This window comes from Sorangium sp. So ce834, assembly GCF_051521425.1.
In the GTDB taxonomy this organism is placed as follows: Bacteria; Myxococcota_A; Polyangia; order Polyangiales; family Polyangiaceae; genus Sorangium; species Sorangium cellulosum_D.
Map to the genome: position 1 here is coordinate 8,702,599 of NZ_CP150351.1, position 23,798 is coordinate 8,726,396.

Annotated in this window: 21 protein-coding genes; 7 read left to right on the forward strand and 14 right to left on the reverse strand. The window is 72.5% G+C overall.

Going from position 1 to position 23,798, the window contains the following annotated elements; genetic code table 11:
• Positions 1–4 precede the first annotated feature (4 nt).
• Positions 5–1,066: a hypothetical protein gene (locus tag WMF20_RS31675; RefSeq protein ID WP_437605598.1), complete on the reverse strand. Its 1,062-nt coding sequence runs from the start codon at positions 1,064–1,066 to the stop codon at positions 5–7.
• A gap of 177 nt (positions 1,067–1,243) precedes the next feature.
• Positions 1,244–2,284: a hypothetical protein gene (locus tag WMF20_RS31680; RefSeq protein ID WP_437605599.1), complete on the reverse strand. Its 1,041-nt coding sequence runs from the start codon at positions 2,282–2,284 to the stop codon at positions 1,244–1,246.
• A gap of 780 nt (positions 2,285–3,064) precedes the next feature.
• Here WMF20_RS31680 and WMF20_RS31685 point away from each other — a divergent pair.
• Together WMF20_RS31685 and WMF20_RS31690 are read left to right on the forward strand one after the other, a co-directional pair.
• Positions 3,065–3,748, forward strand: a complete 684-nt coding sequence (locus tag WMF20_RS31685) for an HAD family hydrolase (RefSeq protein ID WP_437605600.1) — start codon at positions 3,065–3,067, stop codon at positions 3,746–3,748.
• A gap of 115 nt (positions 3,749–3,863) precedes the next feature.
• The gene (locus WMF20_RS31690; protein WP_437605601.1) at positions 3,864–4,619 is read left to right on the forward strand and encodes a class I SAM-dependent methyltransferase; all 756 of its coding nucleotides are present in this window, start codon (positions 3,864–3,866) and stop codon (positions 4,617–4,619) included.
• 269 nt (positions 4,620–4,888) lie between these two features.
• Here the strand turns inward: WMF20_RS31690 and holA are convergent, their stop codons facing one another.
• Positions 4,889–5,968, reverse strand: a complete 1,080-nt coding sequence (gene holA / locus WMF20_RS31695; RefSeq protein ID WP_437605602.1) for a DNA polymerase III subunit delta — start codon at positions 5,966–5,968, stop codon at positions 4,889–4,891.
• 77 nt (positions 5,969–6,045) lie between these two features.
• Positions 6,046–6,567 carry a hypothetical protein gene (locus tag WMF20_RS31700; protein WP_437605603.1) on the reverse strand — a complete coding sequence of 174 codons (522 nt, stop codon included), beginning with the start codon at positions 6,565–6,567 and terminating at the stop codon, positions 6,046–6,048.
• 155 nt (positions 6,568–6,722) lie between these two features.
• On the opposite strand from WMF20_RS31700, the gene WMF20_RS31705 reads away from it, so the two are divergent.
• Positions 6,723–8,267: an SLC13 family permease gene (locus WMF20_RS31705; protein WP_437605604.1), complete on the forward strand. Its 1,545-nt coding sequence runs from the start codon at positions 6,723–6,725 to the stop codon at positions 8,265–8,267.
• A gap of 63 nt (positions 8,268–8,330) precedes the next feature.
• Here WMF20_RS31705 and WMF20_RS31710 read toward each other — a convergent pair whose 3' ends face one another.
• Positions 8,331–8,531: a hypothetical protein gene (locus tag WMF20_RS31710; protein ID WP_129577898.1), complete on the reverse strand. Its 201-nt coding sequence runs from the start codon at positions 8,529–8,531 to the stop codon at positions 8,331–8,333.
• 287 nt (positions 8,532–8,818) lie between these two features.
• Between WMF20_RS31710 and WMF20_RS31715 the strand changes: the two genes are divergently transcribed.
• Positions 8,819–9,580 carry an SDR family oxidoreductase gene (locus tag WMF20_RS31715; RefSeq protein ID WP_437605605.1) on the forward strand — a complete coding sequence of 254 codons (762 nt, stop codon included), beginning with the start codon at positions 8,819–8,821 and terminating at the stop codon, positions 9,578–9,580.
• 43 nt (positions 9,581–9,623) lie between these two features.
• On the opposite strand, the gene WMF20_RS31720 is transcribed toward WMF20_RS31715, so the two are convergent.
• Positions 9,624–9,947, reverse strand: coding sequence for an ArsR/SmtB family transcription factor (locus WMF20_RS31720; RefSeq protein WP_061628859.1), 324 nt, complete (start codon positions 9,945–9,947; stop codon positions 9,624–9,626).
• Positions 9,948–10,156: 209 nt separating this feature from the next.
• Between WMF20_RS31720 and WMF20_RS31725 the strand changes: the two genes are divergently transcribed.
• Positions 10,157–10,798, forward strand: coding sequence for a glutathione S-transferase family protein (locus WMF20_RS31725; RefSeq protein WP_437605606.1), 642 nt, complete (start codon positions 10,157–10,159; stop codon positions 10,796–10,798).
• A 97-nt stretch (positions 10,799–10,895) separates the two neighbouring features.
• On the opposite strand, the gene WMF20_RS31730 is transcribed toward WMF20_RS31725, so the two are convergent.
• The 3 genes from WMF20_RS31730 to WMF20_RS31740 all read right to left on the reverse strand — a co-directional run bounded on the left by WMF20_RS31730 (position 10,896) and on the right by WMF20_RS31740 (position 14,207).
• Complete coding sequence (locus WMF20_RS31730) at positions 10,896–11,675, reverse strand: hypothetical protein (RefSeq protein WP_437605607.1); 780 nt, start codon at positions 11,673–11,675, stop codon at positions 10,896–10,898.
• Positions 11,676–11,979: 304 nt separating this feature from the next.
• On the reverse strand, positions 11,980–12,822 hold the full coding sequence (locus WMF20_RS31735) for a CPBP family intramembrane glutamic endopeptidase (protein ID WP_129577902.1): 843 nt from the start codon (positions 12,820–12,822) through the stop codon (positions 11,980–11,982).
• 95 nt (positions 12,823–12,917) lie between these two features.
• Entirely contained in the window at positions 12,918–14,207 is a 1,290-nt protein-coding gene (locus WMF20_RS31740; protein ID WP_437605608.1) for a nitronate monooxygenase, read from the reverse strand.
• A 169-nt stretch (positions 14,208–14,376) separates the two neighbouring features.
• Between WMF20_RS31740 and WMF20_RS31745 the strand changes: the two genes are divergently transcribed.
• Complete coding sequence (locus WMF20_RS31745; RefSeq protein ID WP_437605609.1) at positions 14,377–15,168, forward strand: hypothetical protein; 792 nt, start codon at positions 14,377–14,379, stop codon at positions 15,166–15,168.
• Positions 15,169–15,278: 110 nt separating this feature from the next.
• On the opposite strand, the gene WMF20_RS31750 is transcribed toward WMF20_RS31745, so the two are convergent.
• The 5 genes from WMF20_RS31750 to WMF20_RS31770 form a co-directional block, all read right to left on the reverse strand.
• Positions 15,279–16,229: an OmpA family protein gene (locus WMF20_RS31750; RefSeq protein WP_437605610.1), complete on the reverse strand. Its 951-nt coding sequence runs from the start codon at positions 16,227–16,229 to the stop codon at positions 15,279–15,281.
• 17 nt (positions 16,230–16,246) lie between these two features.
• Complete coding sequence (locus WMF20_RS31755) at positions 16,247–16,648, reverse strand: DUF4398 domain-containing protein (protein ID WP_437605611.1); 402 nt, start codon at positions 16,646–16,648, stop codon at positions 16,247–16,249.
• Positions 16,649–16,773: 125 nt separating this feature from the next.
• Positions 16,774–18,696, reverse strand: a complete 1,923-nt coding sequence (locus WMF20_RS31760; protein ID WP_437605612.1) for a DEAD/DEAH box helicase — start codon at positions 18,694–18,696, stop codon at positions 16,774–16,776.
• Between the two features lie 194 nt (positions 18,697–18,890).
• Positions 18,891–20,873, reverse strand: coding sequence for a glycoside hydrolase family 9 protein (locus tag WMF20_RS31765; protein ID WP_437605613.1), 1,983 nt, complete (start codon positions 20,871–20,873; stop codon positions 18,891–18,893).
• A gap of 353 nt (positions 20,874–21,226) precedes the next feature.
• Positions 21,227–22,126: a 1,4-dihydroxy-2-naphthoyl-CoA synthase gene (locus WMF20_RS31770; RefSeq protein WP_061629811.1), complete on the reverse strand. Its 900-nt coding sequence runs from the start codon at positions 22,124–22,126 to the stop codon at positions 21,227–21,229.
• Between the two features lie 354 nt (positions 22,127–22,480).
• On the opposite strand from WMF20_RS31770, the gene WMF20_RS31775 reads away from it, so the two are divergent.
• Positions 22,481–23,653, forward strand: a complete 1,173-nt coding sequence (locus WMF20_RS31775; RefSeq protein WP_437605614.1) for a PAS domain S-box protein — start codon at positions 22,481–22,483, stop codon at positions 23,651–23,653.
• The last annotated feature ends 145 nt before the right edge of the window (positions 23,654–23,798 follow it).

Sequence of the window (23,798 nt, forward strand, 5' to 3'; positions counted from 1 at the left end):
CGTGTCAGGTGTCTGGCCCGTCGATGTACAGCGGGCACGAGACGCAGGGGCCGCCGCAATCGAGGCCGGTCTCGTCGCCGTTCATCACTCCGTCGCTACAGCTCGCCTCGCGGCACCGGCCATCCGAGCACACGCCGCTCTGGCACGACCCGTGCGAGCTGCACCTCTTTCCCGGATCACACGCCGGGCAAGACGGAGCTCCACAATCCACGTCCGTCTCCGATCCGTTGAGCACACCGTCGCCGCAGCGCGCGTGAGCGCACGTCCCGTCGTCCGCGCAGATTTGCTCGACGCAGTCGTCGTCGCTGTCGCACGGCTGCCCGGATGCGCACGGATCGCAGGGACCGCCGCAGTCGAGCGCGGTCTCTCCGGAGGACACATCCAGGATGCCGTTCTCGCACCATTCGTGGACGCATCTGCCGGACCCGGAACATGCATAGGACGGGTTTCCGCAGTCCTCGTCTCGTAGACAACCAACCCACTTGCCGTCCTTGCAATACCCCGACGTCTCCGGCGATGGCCCGGTCGGCTGAGGCACGTGCGAGCTGGCCCCGTCGATGCAGCGATCGATCGTGCACTCGTTGCCGTCGTCGAAGACGTCGCTCCCCGAATGCTCGACCCGGATCGCCCCGACATCGTCGCATTTGACGACCCGACAGTCGCCAGGGAGCTGGTATTCGAGCTGCTCACGCAGCGCAAGCCTGCAGACGCCGGCGACGCACAGCGCATGACCGCACCTCGGGTCCACGGGCCCCGGGCAGTCCCGAGACGTCTCGCAAGCCGCCGCGGTGCATTCGCTGGCGGGTCGGCACGCCCGCTCGCACCGGTCGCCCTCCTCCTCCACGGCCCCAGGCTCGCAGCAGCTCTCCTCCTCGGCGATGGCGCACTGGCAGCGCCCGTCGATGCACTCCGTTCCGGTCTTCTCGGGCTGACATTCCTCCGTCGAATCGCACGTGGGCTCTTGCTCCACGTCGACGTAGGCGTCACCGGTGCAGGCCGCCCAGAGGAGACCCGCGAGGAACACCGCGCAGGAGGCGCACAGCCGCCGCTTCCACATGCGCGGCACGGTACCAGGCCTGCTCGCCCTCGGGATCACGGAGATTCATGGCAGGCGTCGAATCACACACGCACATCGCATTACGACGATCGCCATCGAATTCTCATCTGAAGTGAACGATCACGCAGAGCATCGGGCGAGAGCGGCCCCCGCTCCCCCGGAGCCCGCCGGCGCGACGCCGCACCCCTACCACCCGAACGAGAGCACCGCGCCGGGGGCGCCCCCCATCGCCCCCACGCGGACCGTCGCCTCCGGCGCGAGCAGGAACCCCGCGGCCACGGCGCCGCCAGCCGCGAGGCCAGCCCCGATGAACGCGCCCACCGACAGCGCCGTGAACGTCCTCGCGCGCCCGTCGGCCTCCGCGTAGGCGTCGCACGCGGGCAGCCCCGGCCGGCAGCGGAACGCCTCCCAGCGCGCCCGGACGAAAGCGGCGTCCCGATCGCCGGCCGCGTCGTTGGCCTCCGCGGTCGAGACGCCCCCGACCACGCCGAGCGCGACCGACGTGGCCGCGAGCCCGCCCACGGTCCACCACCGGAGCGCCGGATCGCGCGCGGCCCGCGGCGGCGCCGCGCCCAGCGGGACGGCCGCCTTGCTCGTCGATGGACGCGCAGGCGCCTCCGCGTCCGCGCGCCGGAGCACCAGCCAGACGGTCCGCTCGCCGCCCGCGTCGACGGCGGCCGGCACCTCGACCTGTCGCCCGGCGAGCTGCGCGCCCACGCGGTGCTGGCCGGGGGCGACGTAGACCGGGTGCGGGAGCGGGGAGACGCCGACCTGCCGCCCGTCCACGAGCACGGCCGCGCCCGGCTCGCTGACGCGCACCTCGATCGCCCCGACGTGCCGCCGCGCCTCCGCGAAGTTCGCCCGCGCCAGCTCGTAGCTCTCCTTGAAGCCCGGCGGCACCCAGATCTTCGGCGCCTCGGGGGTGCCGACCATGTCGAAGTAGATGGCCAGGAACTCCGCCGCCATCTGGAAGTCGCGCAGCCGGAACGACAGCATCCCCACGCGGAACGCGTCGGAGGCGCTCTTCGTGAGCCGCCACAGCGTCAGGTGGATATCGCGCGCGTCCGCGATGCGCCCCTGGTCCACGAGCCGCTTCGCCTCGTCGAGCATCTCCTGCTCCGGTCCGGTCGACGGGCGGCGTCGCGGGAGCGGCTCCGCCGCCGCCGGCGCGGCGCACGAGAGCAGCAGGAGGACCGCGGTGATCGGGCTTCGTGGCGAGCGTCGCATGGTCTTGTCTCCCGGGCACCCTCCGCGCAACCGGCGCCCTGTGCAGTTCGCGAGGTGCTCGCAGGCGCCCTGTCCCTCGACCGGCGCCTGTGACCTGCACGAGAGCCCGAGCAACGCGATCTCCCGCCCTCGACGGGCCCCTCATAGCAGAGATCGGCGCACGGTTGCGCTCGAAGCGCTCGACAGGCACGCAGGCGCCGCGCGAACCATGCATTACGTCGAGCGCTCTTCAATTCTCTATCTTCGTGCATCAACGCGCAGAAACCGCGTCTGCTGGCAGAAGCATGACGTGTCCACGTCGGTCTCCGCCTGCGCGTTCCTGATACCCTGCGCGGAGAGGCGTCCTCCGGACAGCCGCCTGGACGCCCGCGCTGGCCGGACGCCCGCACGCTACCGGTCGCGCCGGCGCGCTGTCCGGGTGACCCGATCCCTGTCCGGGCGGCGCGCGACGTGTCCGGGTGACCGCGATCCCTGTCCGGGCGGCGCGCGACGTGTCCGGGTGACCGCGATCCCTGTCCGGGCGGCGCGCGACGTGTCCGGGTGACCGCCGCCCCTGTCCGGGCGGCGCGCGGGATGTCCGGGTGACCGCCTCCCCTGTCCGGGCGACCGCGACGTGTCCGGGTGCGGTACCCATGTTGAGAGCTCCGGACCTTGCAAAGGCCGGCCCGGGAGGCGAGGCGTGCTCATCCGCGCCGTCGCGCCCTGTCGGAGGGCGTTCTGACGACCATCCGCCGCGCCTCCGCGCTCGCCCTCGGCCCGCGCCGCATCTACCATGGGGGCATGCGCCCCACGGTCCTCCTCTGGGACATCGACGGCACCCTGCTCTCCACCGGGGGCGCAGGCCGGCGCGCCATGGAGCGCGCCTTCGACCGGTTTGCCGGCCGGCCCGACGCGTGCGAGGCGTTCTCGTTCGCCGGCATGACCGACAGGGCCATCATCCGGGCGGGGCTCGAGGCGCTCGGGCGCGAGGTCACCGAGAGCGCCATCGACGCGCTCCTCGCGCTCTACGTCGAGATCCTCGCCGAGGAGATGTCGCTCGCCGGCGAGACCCGGGTCCACCACGGCGTCCTCGACGCGCTCGACGCCGCCGCCCGGCGGGCAAGGTGCGCCGTCGGCCTCGGCACGGGGAACGTCCGCGCGGGGGCGCAGGCGAAGCTCACGCGCGTCGGCATCTACGAGCGGTTCGCGTTCGGCGGCTTCGGCTGCGATCACGAGCTCCGCGACGAGCTCCTGCGCATCGGCGCGGCGCGCGGGGCGGCGAAGCTCGAGGCGCCGCTCGAGGCGTGCCGCGTCGTGATCATCGGCGACACGCCGAAAGACATCGCGGCGGCCCGGGCGATCGGCGCGGAGTCGATCGCCGTGGCCACGGGCACGTACGCCCTCGCGGAGCTCGAAGCCTGCGCCCCGACCCACAGCTTCAGCGATCTCCGGGAGAAGGGCGCGCTCGAGGCGCTGCTCGGCTAGCCCCAGTCCCCCGATCGAAAGATCCGCCGATCCGTCAACAAACGACGCCCTTCAGCGGCGGCGCCGCTCGCCCTACGTGTCGAGGAGGGCCAACGAAGCGGAGGAGCGTGGACCGATGATCGACATGGTTGGAGAAATGACCGACCGGCTGCTGGCCGATGCGGGCCTCGGCGCCGGTATGCGCGTGCTCGACGTGGGCTGCGGCGCCGGGGATGTCTCGTTTCGAATCGCGCAGCTCGTCGGCGGGCGGGGGCAGGTCGTGGGCATCGACCGCGACGCGCGCCCGCTCGCGGCGGCGCGCGACCGGGCGCGCGAGCTCGGGCTGCCGAACGTGACCTTCGCCGAGGGCGACCTCGGCGCGCTGGCGCCCGAGCACGGCCTCTTCGATGCCGTCGTGGGCAGGCGCGTCCTGATGTACCAGCCCGACCCGGCGGCGGCCGTGAAGGGCCTCTCCCGCGCCCTGCGCCCCGGCGGCCTGGTCGTCTTCCAGGAGCACGACGCCACCATGGTGCCTGCGAGCCTGAAGCCGCTGCCGCTTCATGAACGCGCGCATCAATGGATGTGGCGAACGGTGGAGCGCGAGGGCGCCGACATCCACATCGGCTTCCACCTCGCCGCCGTGCTCGAGCAGGCGGGCCTCGACGTCGTGCGCGTGCGCGCGGAGGCGATCGTGCAAACGCCGCGGGCGCACCACCGCACCGCCGCGATCATCCGAGCGATGCTGCCGCGCATCGTGCAGCAGGGCGTCGCCACCGAGGCCGAGATCGACGTCGACACGCTCGAAGAGCGCCTCGCGGACGAGCGAACGAAGGCGAATGCCACGTACGTGAGCGACATGGTCTTCGGCGCCTGGGCACGAAAGCCCGCCTGATACCGCATCGCCCAGCCTCTTCCCTGGTTCATGAGAGGAGGAACCACAGAGGGCACAGGGGGAACGAGGAGAGAGAAGAAACTATTGCTCTCTCTTCTCTCTCCTCTGTGCCCTCCGTGCCTCGGTGGTTCAAATTCTTCTCATGGCGGAGCCACGTACGAACTCGGGCGACGCGAAACCAGGCATCGCGCCCCGGCCTCGTTCGGCGGATCCTCGTTCACGAGGGCGGGCCCCCGCGCATCCCCGATCTCGCCGCCGCGGCCTCCCGCTCAGCGCGCGCACATCTCGATCAGCATCGTCTCCAGCACCGCCTGCGCCGGGCGGCGGCTGCTCTTCAGCGCGAGGTCGGCCTCGGCGAGCAGGCGCATCCAGCCGCCGAGCGCGCCCCTCGGGAGCTTTTGGATCGTCTGCGCCACGTCGTTCACCTTGTAGGGGGCCACGCCCGCGCGCTGGGCCGCCTCGGCCTGGCTCGCGCCCCCGGCGAGCGCCGACTCGAACTTCACCATCTGGCGGACCGACCACGAGACCGCCCCGAGCAGGCGCAGCCCCCCGTCGCGCGGGTCGTACGCGTCCGAAAGCGCCGCGAGCGCGCGATCGAGCCGGCGCCGCCCGAGCGCGTCGATGAGCTCCCAGACCGTGCTCTGCCGGACCCGGATGACCACCTGCGCGATCGCGTCCTCGGTGATCGGCTGCTTCGGCCCGACGTACAGCGAGAGCCGCTCGATCGCGTCGACCACGTACCCGAGCTCGGGCCCGGCGAGCTCGGCGAGCTGGTCGGCCACGTCGCTGGAGATCGGGTTGCCCTTCTCGCGGGCGATCGACGTGATGAAGCCGGGCAGGGCGCGGCGGTTCAAGGGCTCGCACGAGACGAGGAAGTCGCCCTTCTTCGCCGACGTGACGAGGCGGCGCTGGCCGTGGAGCTTCGCCGCCACGAGCACGAGGACCGCGCTCGGCGACGGCGCCTTGGCGTACTCGGCGAGCGCGTCGAGCGGGCTCGCCTGCTTCGACGCGCTCCGTTTACCTCCCGCACCGCCCGCGCCGCCGCGCTCGTCGTCGCCGTCGTCGCCGTCGGCGTCGTCCTTCTTCTCCCAGCGCTCGACGCCGCGGACGAGCACGAAGCGGCGCGGGCCCATCATCGGGAGCATCCGCGCGGCGCCGAGGATCGACTCGACGGGCGTGTCCCCCGCGGTGAACTTGTCCTCGTTGAACCCGGCGATGCCCCCCTTGGCCGCCGCTTCCCGGAGCGCGCTCACCACGCGATCGACAAGCCAGCGCTCCTCCCCCATCACGAGGTAGACCGGGCGAAGGGCGCCGGTGGCCGCTTCCTTCAAGGCTTGGTCGGGCGTCACCGCTCCGGCATCGGGCGTTCAGGCGGGTGCGTCAAGGGCGACGCGCGCGGCCCCTGCGCCGGCGGGCCCGGCCCCCGTCACGGCAGCGAGAACGGGACGTCCACGCGCACGCTCGCGCCGGGCGGCTCGACCGCGATCGGCGGGAGCGCGGCGACCAGGCAGGCCGTCACGTCGGGGCGCGACGTCTCGCGGTCCTCGATGATGCCGCGCGCGATCTGCCGGCCCTGGGCGTCGAAGGTCAGGTTGAAGACGTACTTCACCTCGCGCGGCGCCGGCCGCGCCGCGATCGCCGGCTTGTAGCAGCGCTCGACCAGGGCCGGGCGGCGCGCGTCGAGCGCCCGCGCGGCCTGCCTCTCGACCTCCTCGCGCGGCACGGCCGGCGCGCGCTGCGGCGCCGGCGCGCCCTCTCCCGGCGCGCGCGCGCCCTCCGCCGCCCCGGCGCGCGGCGCAGGCTCGCCCCGGTGTGAGGCATCGCCCGCGGCGACGCGCGGATCCGGGGCGACGGCGGCCGGGCCGTGGCGCAGGCCGAGGTAGACCGCGACGGCGATCATGGCGCTGCCGAGGAGGATCGCGGTGGGGGTCGAGAGCTGCCTGCGCATGCCTTGGCGTTCCCCGCGGAGCCCGGGAGAGCGCCCCGCCCGCCCGCCGGTCCGCGGCCGTCGCTGCCTGCTTAGCCGGAATGCAGGCCGGCGGCGAGCGCGGCTCGCGCCGCTCCGTTTGACACGCGCACCCCCCGCCGCTCTGATGCCGCGCCGTGTGGTCCGTCCTGCTGGTATTCGCCGCGACGTACATCCTCATCGCCGCGCGGCGCCTGTCGATCTTGCCCATCGGGCGCCCGGCCGGCGCGCTCGCGGGCGCGTGCGCGATGGTCCTCCTGAGCGCGATCGAGCCCGGCGCCGGCCTGACGCCGCACGAGGCGTTCGCGGCGGTCGAGCCGAACACCATCGGCCTGCTGCTCGGCATGATGCTGCTCTCGGCGTCGCTCGACGTGGCGGGGGTGTTCGAGCGCGCCGCCGTGTGGGTCGCGCGGCGGAACCTCTCGCCGGTCCGCCTGCTCTACCTGGTCACGCTCGGCGCCGGGCTCGCCTCCGCGGTGCTGCTGAACGACTCGGTCTGCGTGATGCTGGCGCCGCTCGTCGACCGGACCGCCCGGCGCGCGGGGCTCGATCGGGTGCCGTACCTGCTCGCGCTCGCGATGGGCGCCAACGCCGGCAGCGCGCTCACGCTCGCCGGCAACCCGCAGAACATGCTCGTGGGTCAGCTGTCCGGCATCCAGTACCGCGCGTACCTGCTGGAGGCCGGCCCCGCCGCGCTGATCGGGCTCGCCGTCACGGCCGCGATGCTGCACCTCATGCTCCGGCGCCGCATCGCGGTGCAGGCCTCCGCGCCCGCATCCGCGACGCCCGCGCCCGAATCCGCGGCGCCCGCGCCCGCATCCGCGGCGCCCGCGCCCGCATCCGCGGCGCCCGCGCCCGCATCCGCGACGCTCGCATCCGCGACGCCCGCGCCCGCATCCGCGACGCCCGCGCCCGCATCCGCGACGCTCGCGCCCGCATCCACGACGCTCGCATCCGCGACGCCCGCGCCCGCATCCGCGACGCTCGCATCCGCGACGCCCGCGCCCGCATCCGCGACGCTCGCATCCGCGACGCCCGCTCACGCATCCGCGACGCCCGCGCACGCGCCCGAATCCGCGGCGCCCGTGCTGACGAGGGGCGCCCGGCCGAGCGCCCTCGTGCCGCTCGCGTGCCTCGCGGTCGTGTCGGTGCTGTTCGTGCTGGGCGCGAACCTGGCGTGGACGGCGATCGGCGGGGCGACCGCGGCGATCCTGCTGCACCGGCGGGACGCGAGCGGCCTGTTCGACCGGATCTCGTGGACCGTGCTCGTGTTCTTCGGCGCCCTCTTCATCGTGGTGGCGGGCCTCCAGAAGACCGGCATGCCCGAGCAGGCGCTGCGCGACGCAAGCCCCTACCTCCCCGCGGGGCCGACGCTCGGCCTGCTCGGGCTGAGCATCGCGATGCTCGTCGGGTGCCAGATCGTCTCCAATGTCCCGTTCATCCTGCTCGCGGAGTCGTACATCCGCAGCCAGCCCGATCCGCACCTCGCCTGGATCGCGACCGCCGTCGTGTCCACCCTCGCCGGCAACCTCACCCTGCTCGGCTCGGTGGCGAACATCATCGTCGTGGAGACCGTGGGCGCCGAGCGCGAGATCGGCTTTCGCTCCTACGCCAGGGTCGGTGTCCCGGTGACCCTGGCCTCGACCGCCGCGGCGCTCCTCTGGCTCCTCCTCGTGCGCTGAGCCGGACCGCGGTCGCGTGCGGTCGCGCGCCATCGCGCGCCGTCGTGTCGAGGAAGCGCCGTGTCAATCGCAGCCCGCATGCTCCCGCGGCCGCTGGAGGCGATGCCGCACCGCAGCGCGGCCGAAGCGACGCCGCTCGCGCGGCCGGCGCCGCACGTCGAGCCAGGCGTGGATCAGCGTGATCCCCACGGCCGCACAGAACACCGGCCCGATGGCGAGCATCACGAGGGGACGCAGGGCATGTCGCATCGTTCGTGGTTTCATGTGTCCCAGCGTACGATGCTCGGAGGTCGACCAGTGGCGCATCGCGTTGAAAAACTTCACTTCTACGGGTAAGAAGATTCACATACGATGCAGCAGCAAGGCAGGATGACGGAAAAATCTTGTATTGCTGGATCGCAGTCGATACCACCTGCGGCGACCGACCCTGGCCCGCTGCGCGCGGCGAGCGGCGCCGCGCGGGAGGGAGGCTCCCGGAGGCGCGCCTGCGCGGCCGATCTCCTTCGCGGCGCCGGGCGACCCGCGGTCACCCATCCCCTGGAGAGGCCTGAATGGCGCACGATCTATCGAAACGAGTAGCCCTGGTCACCGGCGCGTCCCGCGGCCTCGGGGCGGCCATTGCCCGCCGGCTCGCGGCCGCCGGGGCGCGGGTGGCGGTGAACTACTTCGCCGGCCGCGAGGGCGCGGGGCGCGTTGTCGACGACATCCGCCGGGGCGGCGGCGAGGCCGAGGCGTTCCAGGCCGACGTGCGCGACGAGCGGGAGGTCGCCCGCCTCGTGGACGAGGTGCAGGCGCGCCTCGGTCCGATCGAGGTGCTCGTGCTGAACGCGACGGGCCCGCAGCCGCACGTGACCATCGAGGAGTTGACCTGGCAGCACTGCCTCGATCAGCTCGAGTTCTTCGTGAAGAGCCCGGTCCTCCTCGCGCGGGCGGTGGTCCCCGGGATGAAGGAGCGCCGCGCGGGCCGGATCATCCAGATCGGGTCCGAGGTCTTCGAGCAGGGCGTCCCCGCGTTCTCCAACTACGTCTCGGCCAAGGGCGCGCAGCTCGGCCTCACGCGCTCGTGGGCGGTGGAGCTCGGCCCGCACGGGATCACCGTCAACCTCGTGGCGCCCGGCTGGGTCCCGGTCGAGCGCCACCTCAGCGAGGGCGCGAGCCACGCGGCCATGGAGGGCTATGCGGCGGGCAACCCGCTCCGGCGCCTGGGCACGCCGGACGAGATCGGCGACGCCGTGGTCTTCCTCGCGTCCGACGCCGCCAGGTTCATCACGGGCCAGAAGCTCTCCGTGAACGGCGGCAGGACCCTGGCCTGACCGGCCCCGGGAGGCCCGCGGCCGAGGGCCCGGAGCGCCGCCCTCAATGCCGCTTCTTGCGCTCCGCTTCCTCGACGGCCGCGGCGTGGAAGGCGCCGAGGACATCGTCCCAGAAGCTCTCGACATACGCCCGCAGCGCGCTGAGCCCCTCGCGGTCGACCTCGTAGAAATTGTGGCGACCGCGCTTGTGGCACCGGAGCAGCCCGGCGTCCTCCAGCACGCGGAGGTGCTGCGACACCGCGGGGCGGCTCACGCTCACCGTCTTGGCGATGTCCCCCACGGAGAGCGGCTGTGCGCGCACCCGCTCGAGAATCTGCCGGCGCGTCGGATCAGCGAGTGCCGCCAGCACCGCACCGACCGGATCCATGGATCCAGCATGCGCAGGCGCAAAGGCAGCCGCAAGAACGATCTTCCGCTTGACCGGCCCCGTCGAACCGGTAAGTATTGGCTTACGCGATACGGCGCGCCGGGTTCGGCCGCGCGCTGGCGCGAACCGCCGGAGGCGCGGCGAGAGGGGCGCTCCATGCCTGCTCGCGCCGCGCGTCCGCGCCCCTGTTTCTCGTCAAAGGAGCTGTCATGTCGCGCATGATCGTCTATGGCACCCCTGGCTCGACCTACACCTGGAGCACGGAGATCGCGCTGGTCGAGAAGAAGATCCCCTATGAGCTCGTCGAGGTCGCCTTCGGCGCGCACCTCCTGCCGCCGCACCGGGAGCGGCATCCGTTCGCGAAGGTGCCCGTGCTCGAGCACGACGGCTTCAGGGTGTACGAGACGCAGGCGATCCTCCGGTATCTCGACCAGGTGGTCCCCTCCCCGCCCCTCCAGCCGAGCGACCCGCGCGACGCGGCGCGGATGAACCAGGCGATCGGCATCGTCGACTGGTATTTCTGGAGGGCCGCGGGCCCCGGCATCGTGGGCCAGCGGCTGTTCGCGGCGGCGCGCGGCCTCGCGCCGGACGAGGCCGCGGTGCAGGCGGCGGTCCCGGTCGTGCGGACGAGCCTCTCCGAGCTCGATCGCTTCCTCGGAGACCGGCAGTTCCTGGCGGGCGATCGGCTGACGTTGGCGGACATCATGGTCCTGCCGATCGTCCGCTATCTCCTGCTGACCCCGGAGGCGTCGCTCTTCGATCCGCACCCGCGCCTGCGCGCGTGGTGCGAGCGCCTCGGTTCCCGCGAGAGCGTCAGGGAGACCGAGCCGCAGCTCGCGCGGAAGCGCTGAGCGAGCTCCGCGCCGCCGAGGCTCATGTCGCGCTCCGCCCGGCGGCGGCCACCGAGGGAGGCTCGGGGCTCGCCGGCCGCGCGGAACGTGAGCTGGTTTACGGGGCCAGGAACACCGTCACGGCGGCCTTCTGCATCTTGCCGGAGCGATCCCTGCACTTGTCGAAAGCGCCGTCGTCGAGCTCGTGGCCGCAGACGTCATCGCACTCCCCGAGCACGTCGATGGGGGAGCAGCCCTGGATGGAGGGCCCGCACACCCGGGGGATCTGCGACGCGCCGGGCGCGACGCAGGCGTGGAGCTTCTGCGGGGTCGCGAAGATGTCTCCGAAATAGGCGCCCTCGCGCGCGGTGTATCCCTCGCGCTCCGCCCTCGCGCTGGCGAGCGCCTTGTCCTTCCCCCGGGCCGAGATCTGGACGCTCTGGCCCAGGTGGTTGACCCGGGAGATGACGCACGCGGACACCCAGGATTTGCAGTTCTCCCCGCACGCGCCGCCGGACTTGCCCCACTCGGGCGCGAGGCCGATCGAGCCCTCGAAGGAGTGGTCGACACCGTCGATGTTCAGGCGGATGGCCTCCCCCTTGGGGAGCGCGCAGCCCACGATGGCGGACAGCTGCTGGCGGCCCCGCGGATCCGAGAGCGCCGCCATGACGGGCCCGTTGAACGTCAGCCCGTTGAACGTCAGCGCGTTGAACGTCAGCCCATTGAATGTCAGCCCGTTGAACGTCAGCCCGTTGAACGTCAGCCCATTCCCCATGATCGCGGCCTGCTCGTCCGCATCGACGGGCTCCTCCGTATCCTCCGGGAGCACAGCACAGCCAAGTTGCACGAGGGAAGCCGCGGCGGCGATGACGAGGGCGAGGAGGGGCGACTTTGTCATAGTCCTTAACAATTGCCCGTCGCCCGCGCATGTTCAAATTTTTCTTTCGAGGATCCTGCGCTCCGTGTGCGCCCTCGAACCTGCGGCCATCGCCCGGGGACCCGCTGGCAGGCGCGGCGGGACACGCCATCGACCGCAACGTCGTGCCGCGTTGAACGAGAGCGCCTTCGCCCGACGCTCATTCAGGAATATTGCCACCGCGCTAGAACCGGGGTGACTCTCCTTGAATCTGCGCTGCAGCGGTGGTTCCGGAGAAATGAACGGTGCTGCTGGACGGCGATGGCGATTCGAGGCGCGCGCGTCGCTACAGACGCCCTTGATGCCACAGGGAGAGCAGGTCCATCGACGTCGCGACGGCGACGTGGATCGCGCAGCCGCCCCAGATGGAGTCGCTCTTCAGGCTCACGGTGCCGAGGATGAACCCGGCGAGCACCGAGCCGAGCGCCTCGGGCAACGGCTTGCCGAAGTGGATCATCGCATAAGGCACCATCATGGCGAAGATCGAGGCATAGCCGAGCGCGCGGCGGACGCCGTGGATGAAGAAGCCGCGGTAGAAGAACTCGAGCGCGACGAACTGCGCGGCGTAAAGGGCCTCCCACGCCCAGAACCACGGCCAGAGGTCCTCGCCGCGCGCGAGCTTGTAATAGGGGTACTTCGCCTGGAAGGCCGGCGAGAGCGACGCGACGTAGAGGACCGGCGCCATGACCGCGAAGAAAAAGGCATAGATGGACAAGTGCCGCGCCGTCCCGCGGACGCGCAGGCCGAGGGTCCGGATCGGCACGCCCAGCACGAAGCGCGCGACGAGGAGGGTCGGGAGCAGGTAACCGGCGAGGCGGCCGACCGCCCAGACGATCCGCTGGTGAAAGCGGCGGTCCGGGGAGGTGTTCAGCGCGTCGTGGAGCCGCGCCGCCACGTCGTCGAGGCCCACGGCGCGCAGGCCATCCACCATCCAGCGCGTGTCGTTCTCGTTGCCGGCGAACCGGACGAAGATGAGCACGCCGATCACGGTGAGAAACACGCTCACCATGCGGCGGGTGACCTCGCCCGCGGGAGTCTCGGCCCGATGGAGCGCCGCCTCGGCGTCGAGCCGATCGCGCAGGTCGATGACGTACTCCTGCCAGATCCCGCGAAAAAAACGTCCGATCACGCGCCGTGCCTTATCACCGCGGGCGCCCCCGGCACAATCCGGAAGGCCCGCGCCCGAGCCCGCGCGGGCCTCCGGCCGGGCCGCTCTGCAGCCCGTCAGTCGTCCGACGCACGATCGTCGGATTCGTCGTCGTCCGCGTCACCGTCCGATGGCCCGGCGCCAGGCGCGTCGGCGTCGAGCACGCCGGCGCCGAGCACGCCGGTCGCGAGCACGTCGAGGATGTCCTGCGCCTCGGTCATCATCTCCGCCACGATCTCGGCTGCTGGCTTGACGCTGGCGATGGACAGGACGCTCTCGGAGCCGGCGGGCATATCCATCTCCTCGAGGTCGCCCACCGTGTCCGGCGTGGGCACGATCGCGCTGAATTTGGGCATCTCGTACGGGACGTCCAGGACCCCGGGAAACAGCACCGTGGTGCCGATGGTGGCGGGCGGGGGCGGCGGATCCGGGATCCGAGGCTCTCTCCCGGCCCACCGCCGCACGACGCGATTCCGCAGGACGCGCTGGCGCTGACCCGGCCACTCCGGGCCGAAGAAGGTCTGTACCGCCGTGGCCCCGGCGCCGGCCGCGACGAGGCGAGCCTTGTAGTCGGGATGGGCGTAGGCCTCCGTGGACGCCACCAGCCGCGTGCCGACGACCACGCCGTCGGCGCCGTGCCACAGCGCCCGCACGACGCCGGCCCCGTCCGCGATCCCGCCCGCGGCGAGGAGCAGCGCCGGGCTCACGCCCCTGCGGATCGCGCGAACGAGGGACTTCGTCGTCGACGTGGCCCGCACGTGCCCGCCGGCCTGCGACCCCTGCGCGATGATCCCGTCCGCGCCGACCGCGACGGCGGCGCGAGCGGCCGCGACCGAGCCCACCTGGACCCAGACCTTCGCGCCCGCCGCGTGGAGCGCGTCGACCCAGGCGACCTCCGGCGCGTTCCAGTGGAAGATCACGAGCCGCACCGCCTCGGCGACGCAGACATCGATGTGGTCCCGCGTGACGAAAGCGCCCATGGGCCCGGTCGCGACGATGAAATCCACGCCGAACAGGCCCGCCGTGAGCGCCTTGGTCGCCCGGATCCGCGCCTCGACCACGGAAGGCGGCTCGGTCGCCGACCCCAGCACGCCGATCCCACCCGCGTTCGAGACCGCGGCGACCAGCGGAGGAAGGCTGACGAACGCCATGCCGGCGCTGACGAGCGGAAACGGAACACCGTAATCCACGGTGAGCCGGGTCCGGAGCGAGAGCGCCGACGCCGCGCGCAATCCGTCCGACAGCGCCTCGCCCGCCTCATCAGGCCCGCGCCCCGCGTCGCCCGGCGCGCAGCCCGGGCCCATGGCCAGACCGAGCCCGCTCAGCCCCACGAGGTCCAGAAACGTACGTCGATCGAGCTTGTGCACCGATTCCTCCGTGTCTTTCGTCCTGCGCGTCACTCACGCCCACCCAGAACCGCCTCGGCCGGCGGACGCAGGGCCTCTCAGCGCTCCTCAGCGCGGTTGGCGACGTACCGGACGCTCCGTTTTCGGTATGTGTTTTGCACTCTTACGGGCTCTCGGAGAAAGCCAGCCCATGAAAATCGTTCAGCAGCACATTGTGCGCCATCAGGAGCAGTTCAGCGACCACCCCTTCTTCGCGCGCCTCTCGACGGACCCGCCTTTCGAGCGGCTCGCGCCTTTCCCGGTCTGTCTGATGTTCTTCGTGATGACATTTCAGGACATCCTGCGCATCTGCGATGAGCGCGCGACGGATCCGGAGTACAAGCGCGTGGTGCACCGCCATCGCCTCGAGGACGCGGGGCACGACCGCTGGTTCCTCGGCGATCTGGCGGCGCTCGGCCTCGAGCCCCCCACGGCGGCCGAGCTGTTCGGCGAGCGTCATCGCGCCGCGCGCACCGCGAGCCTCGCGCTGCTCTCGGACGCGGTCCGAGCGCGCCACGACGCGGGCCGGCTCACGCTGCTCCTGACGCTCGAGTCGGCGGGACACGTCTTCTTCGAGCGCGTCGCGCGCTACCTGGTGCGCATCGGCGAGCGGCGCCGCCTGCGCTACTTCTCCCAGACGCACCTCGACGTCGAGAGGGCCCACGACGTGTTCGAGGAAGACACCGACGCTCGAATCGAGGCCATCGCCCTCGACGAGGAGGCGCGGACCGAGGCGCTCCAGCTCATCGAGCGGTGCTACCGCGAGCTCACGGGCATGTTCGACGCGATCGAGGCGCAGGTCGCGGCCGGCGCGGCGCGCCCCGCGCTCGCCCCGTCAAGGCCTAGGCCGGTCCGAGGAGCGGCGCTCCGCGTCGCGAGGACGCCTGTCCCGAGGCCGTTCGCGCGGCGCGCCCCACGGGGCGATGGGGGCAGCCCCGGATGACCGGCGTCGCGCCGTCGCTCGCCGTGAGGTGATGATCAGAGAGGTGCAGGGAGGCGGGAGGAGCCGAATCGACGTTCTCCCCGCCTTCCTGCGAGCCCCCTCCGGCGGCTTTACTGCGCCGAGGTGGGATTGACGATGATCTCGACGCGCCGGTTGTTGGCGCGGCCCTCGGCGCTCGCGTTGTCGGCCACCGGGCGATCCGGCCCGTGGCCGACGGTCGTGATCTTGTCGGCCGGCAGACCCACGCTGACGAGGTGGGCCTTCACGGAGTCGGCGCGCGCGAGCGAGAGCTTGCGATTCGCCTGGGCGGAGCCGGTCGAGTCGGTGTGCCCCTCGATCCGCAGCGGCGGCGACCCCTGATCCTTCAGGGTGGTCGCGACCTGGTTGAGCTTCTCCTTGGCGATCGGCAGGAGCTCGGACTTGCCCGAGGCGAAGAGCACCGCGCCGGAGAGCGTGATGACGACGCCGCGCTTCTCCTCCTTCACCGCGGCGATCTCCTTGAGGCTCGCGAGCGCCGCGTTCGCGACGCGCTCGGCCTCCCGCCGCGCCGCCTCGGCCTCCTGCCGGGCCTTCTCGGCCTCGGTCCGCGCGCTCTCGGCCTGGAGCCGCGCGCTCTCGGCCTGGGCGCGCGCCTGGCGCTCGCGCTCGATCTGCTGCTGGCCGCTCTGCAGCGCGTCCTTCGCGCTGGCGAGCTGCTGCTGCGAGAGCTCCTTGAAATCCTCCTCGGCCGCGGCCTTGTCGCGCTGGGCCTGCTGCAGCGCCGCCGCCGCCTCGGCCTCGCGCGCCTTGCGATCGGCGATGTAGGCGAGGTCGCGCGTCTGCTGGGCCTCGGGGTCCTCGTTGAACGCGCCCTCGGCGCGGGAGAGCGCCTGCTTCGCGGTGTCGAGCTGGGCGGGCGCGAGGCTCGACGCCGGGCCCTGGGCCGCGCGCTTGTAGCTGCTGCGGGCGTCGACGAGCTCCTTCGGCGGGAGCGCCGCGCTGCACCCCGTGGCCGCGACGAGCGCGGCGCACAGCGCGAGGGACCAGCCCCGCGACGACAGGTCGTTCACGAAAGAAGCCATCTCCTTCACCTCTCGCTTCACTGGACCCCCGACTCCTGCAGCTTCTCGACCTGCTTCAGCGCCTCCTGCGCCTGGGCCTGCGTGGCGCGCGCCTTGGCGATGGCCAGCGCGAGCTCGGCGTCGGCCTCGGCGCGCTCGAGGAGGCGCAGGGCGGACTCGTTCTCCTCGGCCTCGATCAGCTTCTTGGCCTTGTCGAGCTGCTCGCGGGCGAGCTTCAGGTGGAGGGTGGCCTGGGGGTCGGCCTCGGCGCCCACCTCGTCGGCCGCGCGGATGGCGGCCTGGGATTCGGCGAGCTGGTCGTTCGGCGGAGGCAGGGAGCCGCCGCAACCGGCGAGGGCGAGGCCGAGCAATGCAGCGAGCGCCGCAACCGGGCTCGCGAGACGGCGTAGGGCTGGCTTGTCGTTCGGGCGTCGGTTCACCCGGCCTTTGTACAACACCTGGGGTCGTCGAGAAATCAGGAAACCCCTGCACTTGCTGGCGATCGTCGCCGCAGCGCGCGAGCGCGATCGATCGCGGCGCGGCGGCGCGCGGCTCCGATGCTCGGCTAGTCGACGCGCATCGAGCTCGCGCGGACGATCCGGATCCGCGCGTCGCGCGCGTCGGGTTGGTTGACCGCGCGCGCGAAATCGGGCGCGGCGGGGGAGGCCACCTCGACGACCGACGCGGTGGAGCCGATCCGGATCGCGCCGATCTGGCGGCTCGAGACGCCGCCGCGGCGGCACACGAGGGCGAGCAGGCGCCGGGGATCGGCGCCGTGGCGCTCCCCCCAGTTGACCTGGAAGGGCACGAACGGGAGCCGCGGGGGCTGCTCGCCGTCGCCGCGGCGAGGCGCGGAGGGGCCGCGCGGCGGCGCGCCGGACCACGGCGCCTCGGCGGAGCGGCCGCGCGGCGGCGCACCGGACCACCGCGCCTCGGCGGAACGGCCGCGCGGCGGCGCACCGGACCACGGCGGCGCCGCGGGGCGGTTGCGCGGCGGGGCCTCGGACCGCGGCGGCGCGACGGGGGTGACCGGCTGCGGAGCGCAGGGGCCGGTGTGCTTCGCCCGCGCGAGGAGGGCCGCGACGAGCTCGGTCGCGTCCATGTCCGCGAGCAGCCGCGCCGCGAGCTGCTGGAGCCGCGCGTCGGGCGCGGGGCCCGCCGCCTCGCGGGGCTCCCGCGCGTCGGGCGCGGCGCCCGCCGCCTCGCGGGGCTCCCGCGCCTCACCCGCCCCCTCCGCGGCCGCCGGGGCGGCCGCGTCGACCGCGCCGCCCCGGCGCGCGCCGGCGAGCTCCGCCGCGAGCCGCTCGTCGGCGGCGCGCAGCACGTCCTCCGGCGACGGGGCCGGCCGGAACGTGGCCTCGACGCGCGCGCGCCGGAGCAGCCTCAGCGCGTGCTCGCGCGCCGACGGCGCGACGAGCAGCACGCTCGTCCCCTTGCGGCCCGCCCGCCCGGTGCGGCCGCTCCGGTGCGTGAAGACCTCGGGGTCGCCCGGGGGATCGGCGTGGATGACGCGCCCGACCTCGGGCACGTCGATGCCGCGCGCGGCCACGTCGGTCGCGACGAGGGTGGTGACGGCGCCCGAGCGGAACGCGTCGAGCGTGCGCGTGCGCTCGCGCTGCTCGAGGTCGCCGCTCAGGGCGCGCGCGGGCAGGCCGAGCGCGGTGAGCTTGTCGGCGAGCTCGGCGGCGCCCTCGCGCGTGCGCACGAAGACGAGGGTGCGCTCGCCGGGCGCGAGGAGCAGCAGGTTCACGAGCGCGGCGTCGCGCTCCGCCGGCCGCACGAGGTGGGCGACGTGCGCGATGTCGCCGTTGGCCGCGCCGGGGCGCGTGCCCTCGACGCTCGCCGGGTCGCGCTGGAAGCGGTCGGCGAGCGCGCGGACCTCGCGCGAGAAGGTGGCCGAGACGAGGTGGGTCCGGCGGTCCTCGGGCATCCTGCCGACGATCGCCTCGAGGTCCTCGCGGAAGCCGAGATCGAGCATCTGGTCCGCCTCGTCGAGCACGAGGTCGAGGACGCCGCGCGGATCGAGGGTCCCGCGCTCCAGGTGGTCGAGCAGGCGCCCGGGCGTGCCGGCGATGACGAGCGGGTCGCTGCGCAGCGCGCGCGCCTCGGCGCCGAAGCTGGTGCCGCCGGTGACGCACGCGACGCGCGCGCCGAGGGGCGACAGGAGCCAGCCGAGCTCGCCGGCGATCTGCGCGGCGAGCTCGCGCGTCGGCGCGATGATCACCGCGGCCGGCGCGGCCGCGGTCCGGGGAGCGGCGTCGGGCGCGGCCGCGCGCCCGGCGAGGGCGCGCTCGAGGCGGGGGGCGAGCGCGAGGCCGACGGCCACGGTCTTCCCGGAGCCGGTCTGCGACGAGATGCGGATGTCGCGCCCGGCGAGCTCGGGCGCGAGGACGGCGTGTTGAACGGGGGTGAGGGAGGTGAAGCCGCGGCGGGCGAGCGCGCCCGCGAGCGGCGCGGGCAAGGCGTCGTGCAGTGAGTCTGGATTCATGAAAGCCGCGCAACCTAGCAGATCCTGGGCGGTTGTCGCGGCCAATCGCCCGGCGGGGGCGCGGGGGGCTGCCGGCGCCGGGGGGGTGTCGCGCGGGGCCGCGCGGGGTCGTCGCGCGACGCTCCCGCGCCGCACGGCCTCGCCGCGCGACGCTCCCGCGCCGCGCGATCACGCGACCGCGCGGCGCTCCCGGGTCACTGGGCGCTCTTGGCCTTCTCGTCGAGCCAGGCCACCGTCCACGCGAACGGGCTGTTCCAGTTGATGGTGATCTCGTTGACCGACCACGCCCCGATGTCGTCGAGGTAGCACTTCTGCGGGGCGCACTTCGCGCGCTCGGCCGTCTCGTCGAGCGCCTCTTGCGCCACCTCATCCTCCAGCCCCGAGTTCGGCCCGCCGGAGACCGCGCCGGGCGGAGCCGACGGGTACTCGGGGTCGACCTGGGCCGCCCAGAAGCGATGATGCGGGTTCTGGAGCGGGTTCTCGCCGTAGCCGGAGACATAGGACTTGTCCATCGGGTTGCGCCCGAGGAGGTAGTCCGCGCCCGACGCCACGCCGTCGAAGTACTTCTGCTCGCCGGTGAAGTCGTGGGCCAGGGCCAGGACCAGCATGTTGTTGAGCACGAAGGAGTTGGAGCCCCAGGGATACCCGCCCTCGCCCACGTCGAAGGGCACCCGGTACCCCTCCGTCGCGATGGCCTCGAGGTACTTGTCGGCGATGGCGATCAGCTGGGTCCGGGCCGCCTCGCGCTCCGCCGCGGCGTGCTGGGCCGGGACCACGGCGAGCGAGATGGCGCCCAGCCCGTCGACCTGGCCCCAGGTCATGGTGCTGAACGTGCCGTTCACGCCGATGAGCTCCTTGCTGTAGTCCGACGCCGCGAGCTCGGCCTGATACGCGGCGTCGCCCGTGGTGAGGAACAGCTCGGCGGCCGCCCAGTAGAACTCGTCGCTCAGGTCGCTGTCGCCGTAAGCGCCGCCGCCCTGCACCGCGCCCTCGTTCGGGATGACCCGCGGGTTCGCCTTCGCCGCGGTCCACGCCCGCTTCGCGGCCTCGAGGCACTTCGCCGAGTACGTGGGGTCGAGCTCCTTCCAGATGCGCGCGGCCTGGGCCGCGGTCGCGGCCAGGTTGAGCGTCGCCGCCGTGCTGACCGGGCGCAGGAAGCGCGGCTGCGGATCCTCGTGCGGCGCCAGCGGCAGGCCGGTCCACGCGAGATCGTGGACCTTGTGGTGCACCATGCCCGCGTTGGTCTCGCCCTGGGGCACCTGCATCTTGAGCATGAAATCGATCTCCCACCGGGCCTCGTCGAGGAGGTCGGGGATCTGGTTCGCTTTCTCGGGGATCTTCAGCTTGCCGTCGCCGAAATCCCCCGCCGTGGACCCGAGCGCGACGAACCGCTCGTACTGGTTCAGCAGCGTCCAGGCGGAGATACCGCCGTTGACCACGTACTTACCGTGATCGCCGGCGTCGTACCACCCGCCCGTGACGTCGAGCGTGTACGTGCAGCCGATGTCCTCGCCGCAGGGCGCCTGGTCCGGCTTATGCCCCGCGGGGCGCGCGTGGTCCGGGCCGACGTACTGCTCCAGGATCTCGATGCCGGAGCGGTTGTGATAGAAGTACGCGAGGGCGTCGTACTTCATCTGAGAATAGATGGTCGGGCTCACGTCGAACGGATGGCTCGACACCGAGCCGACGCGGAGCGTGTAGCCCTCGCCGACGGTGGTGAAATCGCTGAAGTCGATGGTGTGCACGTGCTCGCCGGAGGCGGCGTCGTCGCCCACGACCCGGGTCGCCCCGCTGTCGACCACCGCGCCGGCGGCGTCGACGAGCTCCCACGCGTGCGGCTTGTCGGCCGCGGCCACGACCGTCGCGACCTTGGCGGCGGCCGGCAGGTACCCGACCTGATTGACGCGGATCTGCTCCGTGCCGGAAGGCGGCACCGTCTCGACCGGCTCCTCGCCGCCCGCGCCGCCCCCGCCCGAGGCCCCCACGCCGCCCCCGCCGCCACCGCCGCCACCGCCGCCCGAGGCCCCCGCGCCGCCCGAACCGTTGTTCGCGCCGTTCGAGGAGCCGTCGTCGCCGCAGCCAACCGCGGTGAGGCCGCCCACGAGCGCCAGGAGAAGCGACCCTCCCAGGGACAGCCATGAACGCTTCCAACCAGCCGACCTAGCAGCACAAAGCATGATGAGCATCTCCGGAAGAAGAAGAAGTTGAGAGCCGCGCAGCAGTGAACGATGCGAACGTCACGTCACGGCGCGGCAGCGACACCATTGATGGATACGGTGTGATTGTCAAGCGCAGATAGGCGCCCCTGGCGCCGTACGATCACCCGACCTCGTTGACTCGAGATCACGCATCGCGGCGTCGCGAACACGCCGCATCTGTGCGCCCATGGTGAATTTTTGCAGGCCCGCTCCCGCGCGTGGGCCGCGGGAGCGGCGCCCGGCCGCCCGGCTCTACATCAATTTTTCTTCATGTTTCCGAGGATTTCCTGGAGTCCATCGGGGCCCCGCGGGGCGCGGGCCGCGCGGCGCCGTCAGTAGTGCCAGGGAAAGCGCTTGAAATCCGGACGGCGCTTGTCTAGAAAAGCATCCCGACCCTCCTGCGCCTCCTCCGTACCGTAGGCGAGCCGCGTCGCCTCGCCGGCGAAGAGCTGCTGTCCGACGAGCCCCTCGTCAGGCAGGTTGAAGCCATACTTCAGCATCCGCATCGCGGTCGGGCTCTTCGAGTTGATGATCGCCCCCCAGCGCAGCGCCTCCTCCTCGAGCTCGGCGTGAGGCACCACGGCGTTGACCATCCCCATCGCCGCCGCCTGCTCCGCCGTGTAATCGAGCCCCAGAAAGAAGATCTCCCGCGCCTTCTTCTGCCCGACCTGCCGCGCGAGCAGCGCCGAGCCATAGCCGCTGTCGAAGCTCGCCACGTCCGGATCCGTCTGCTTGAACATCGCGTGCTCGCGGCTCGCCAGGGTCATGTCGCAGACGACGTGGAGGCTGTGGCCGCCGCCCGCCGCCCAGCCGGGCACCACGGCGATGACGACCTTCGGCATGAACCGGATGAGCCGCTGCACCTCCAGGATGTGGAGTCGGCCGAGCCGCGCCGGGTCGGCCTGCCCCGCGCTCTCGCCCTCGTACTTGTAACCGTCCTTCCCGCGGATGCGCTGATCGCCGCCGGAGCAGAACGCCCAGCCGCCGTCCTTCGGAGAAGGCCCGTTGCCGGTGATCAGCACACAACCCACGTCGGAGGTCGTGCGCGCGTGCTCGAGCGCGGTGTACAGCTCATCGACCGTGCGGGGACGAAAGGCATTGCGCACCTCCGGCCGGTTGAACGCGATACGCACGGTGCCCTGATCCACGGCGCGGTGATAGGTGAGATCCTCGAACGAGAACCCCTCGACCTCACGCCAGCGCGCCGGGTTGAAAATCGCAGAGACGGTCATGGTCCACTCCTTGTGGCGCGGACCCTACCCGCCTCACCATGGCCTTGCAACCTCGCTCACACTGACAGCGGACGCCGGCCAGGGGCGCGCACGCACACTCGGCTCCGGCCGCTCCCCCGCGGCTTCCGGGCGACGCCGCGGAGCCCACGAAACACTCTTGACATAAAAGTCGATCTCGTCGACAAGCAAGCTCCGAAGCATGGGTTGGGTCGACCTCCCCGCCGTGTGGACGCGGGCGCCTGCGCGCTCCGGCCGGACGGCGGAGGCGCTGACCTGCATCCGGGCAGGGGAATCGCTGGGAGCGGCCGGACGCGACGAGGAGCGCGCCGTGCCCGCGCAGGGGAGGATATTGGCTTGAGCCACGAAAAGTTGTTCGAGGTCGCGTCAGGGCTCCTGGCCACGGCGGACGCACGCGGCCATTTCCGCGATCTGAACCCCGCCTGGGAGCGGACCCTCGGCTGGTCGCTCGACGAGCTCAAGGCGAAGCCGTACATCGAGTTCGTCCACCCGGGCGACCGGGAGGCCACGCTCGCCGAGACCAACGCCCTCTTCAACGGTCGCGCGACGTCCCGGTTCGACAATCGCTATCTTTGCAAGGACGGGTCGTACCGGTGGCTCGGCTGGGCCGCCCGCGTGGACATGGCCGAGCCCGCCGACGCGCGCCTCATCTATGCCACGGCGCTCGACGTGACGAGCGACCGGGAGCAGGCGGCTCAGTTCGCGCAGGTGGCGCAGCTCGCAAAAGTGTACGAGCGGCTGTTCCAGGTCTCGGTGGGCCTGCTCGTGACCCTGGACGCCGACGGGTACTTCCGGCACGCGAACCCGGCCTGGGAGCGCACCCTCGGGTGGACGCCCGAGGACATGACGTCGCGGCCGTTCATCGAGTTCGTCCACCCCGACGACCGCGAGGCCACGGTCGCCGAGGCCACCGCCCTCTTCCAGGGCCGCACGACCATCCGGTTCGACAACCGCTACGCGTGCAAGGACGGCTCCTACAAGTGGCTCGCGTGGACCGCGCACCTGGACGCGTCCGAGGAGCCGGCGAACCGCCTCGTCTATGGCACCGCCCACGACGTCACGTCGTACCGGGAGCTGCTCGGCGAGTTCGAGCGGACGCTCGCGCGGCTCCGCGACTCGATGCAGGCGATGTCGACGCCGCTCATCCCGATCACCGATCGCATCGTGGTCATGCCGCTCGTGGGTCAGATGGACACGGAGCGCGTCAGCCAGGTGATGGCCGTCGCGCTCGATGGAGTCCAGTCCACCCAGGCCCAGATGGTCATCCTCGATGTGACGGGGCTCAAGGAGATCGACACGCGGGTCGCCTCCGCCCTCGTCGACACCGCGAGGGCGCTGCAGCTGCTCGGCGCGAAGACCATCCTGACCGGCATCCGGCCGGCGGTGGCGCAGACGCTCGTCGGGCTCGGGCTCGACCTGGCGGGCGTCATCACGAAGAGCACCCTCCAGAGCGCCATCTCGTTCGCGCTGCAAAGCGGGCAGACCCCGGCCCGGGCCCTGTCCCCGTGACGGCCGCGTGACGGCCGCGCGCCGGCGCCGCGGCCACGCCGCGCCGGCGCCGCCCCCCCCGGCTCGCCCCGGTCGCGCTCGGCCGATGGGCGGGGCGAGGCAGCTGGTGTATAAGGCAGCGTGGCGCGCGCTCGGTCCTCCCAAG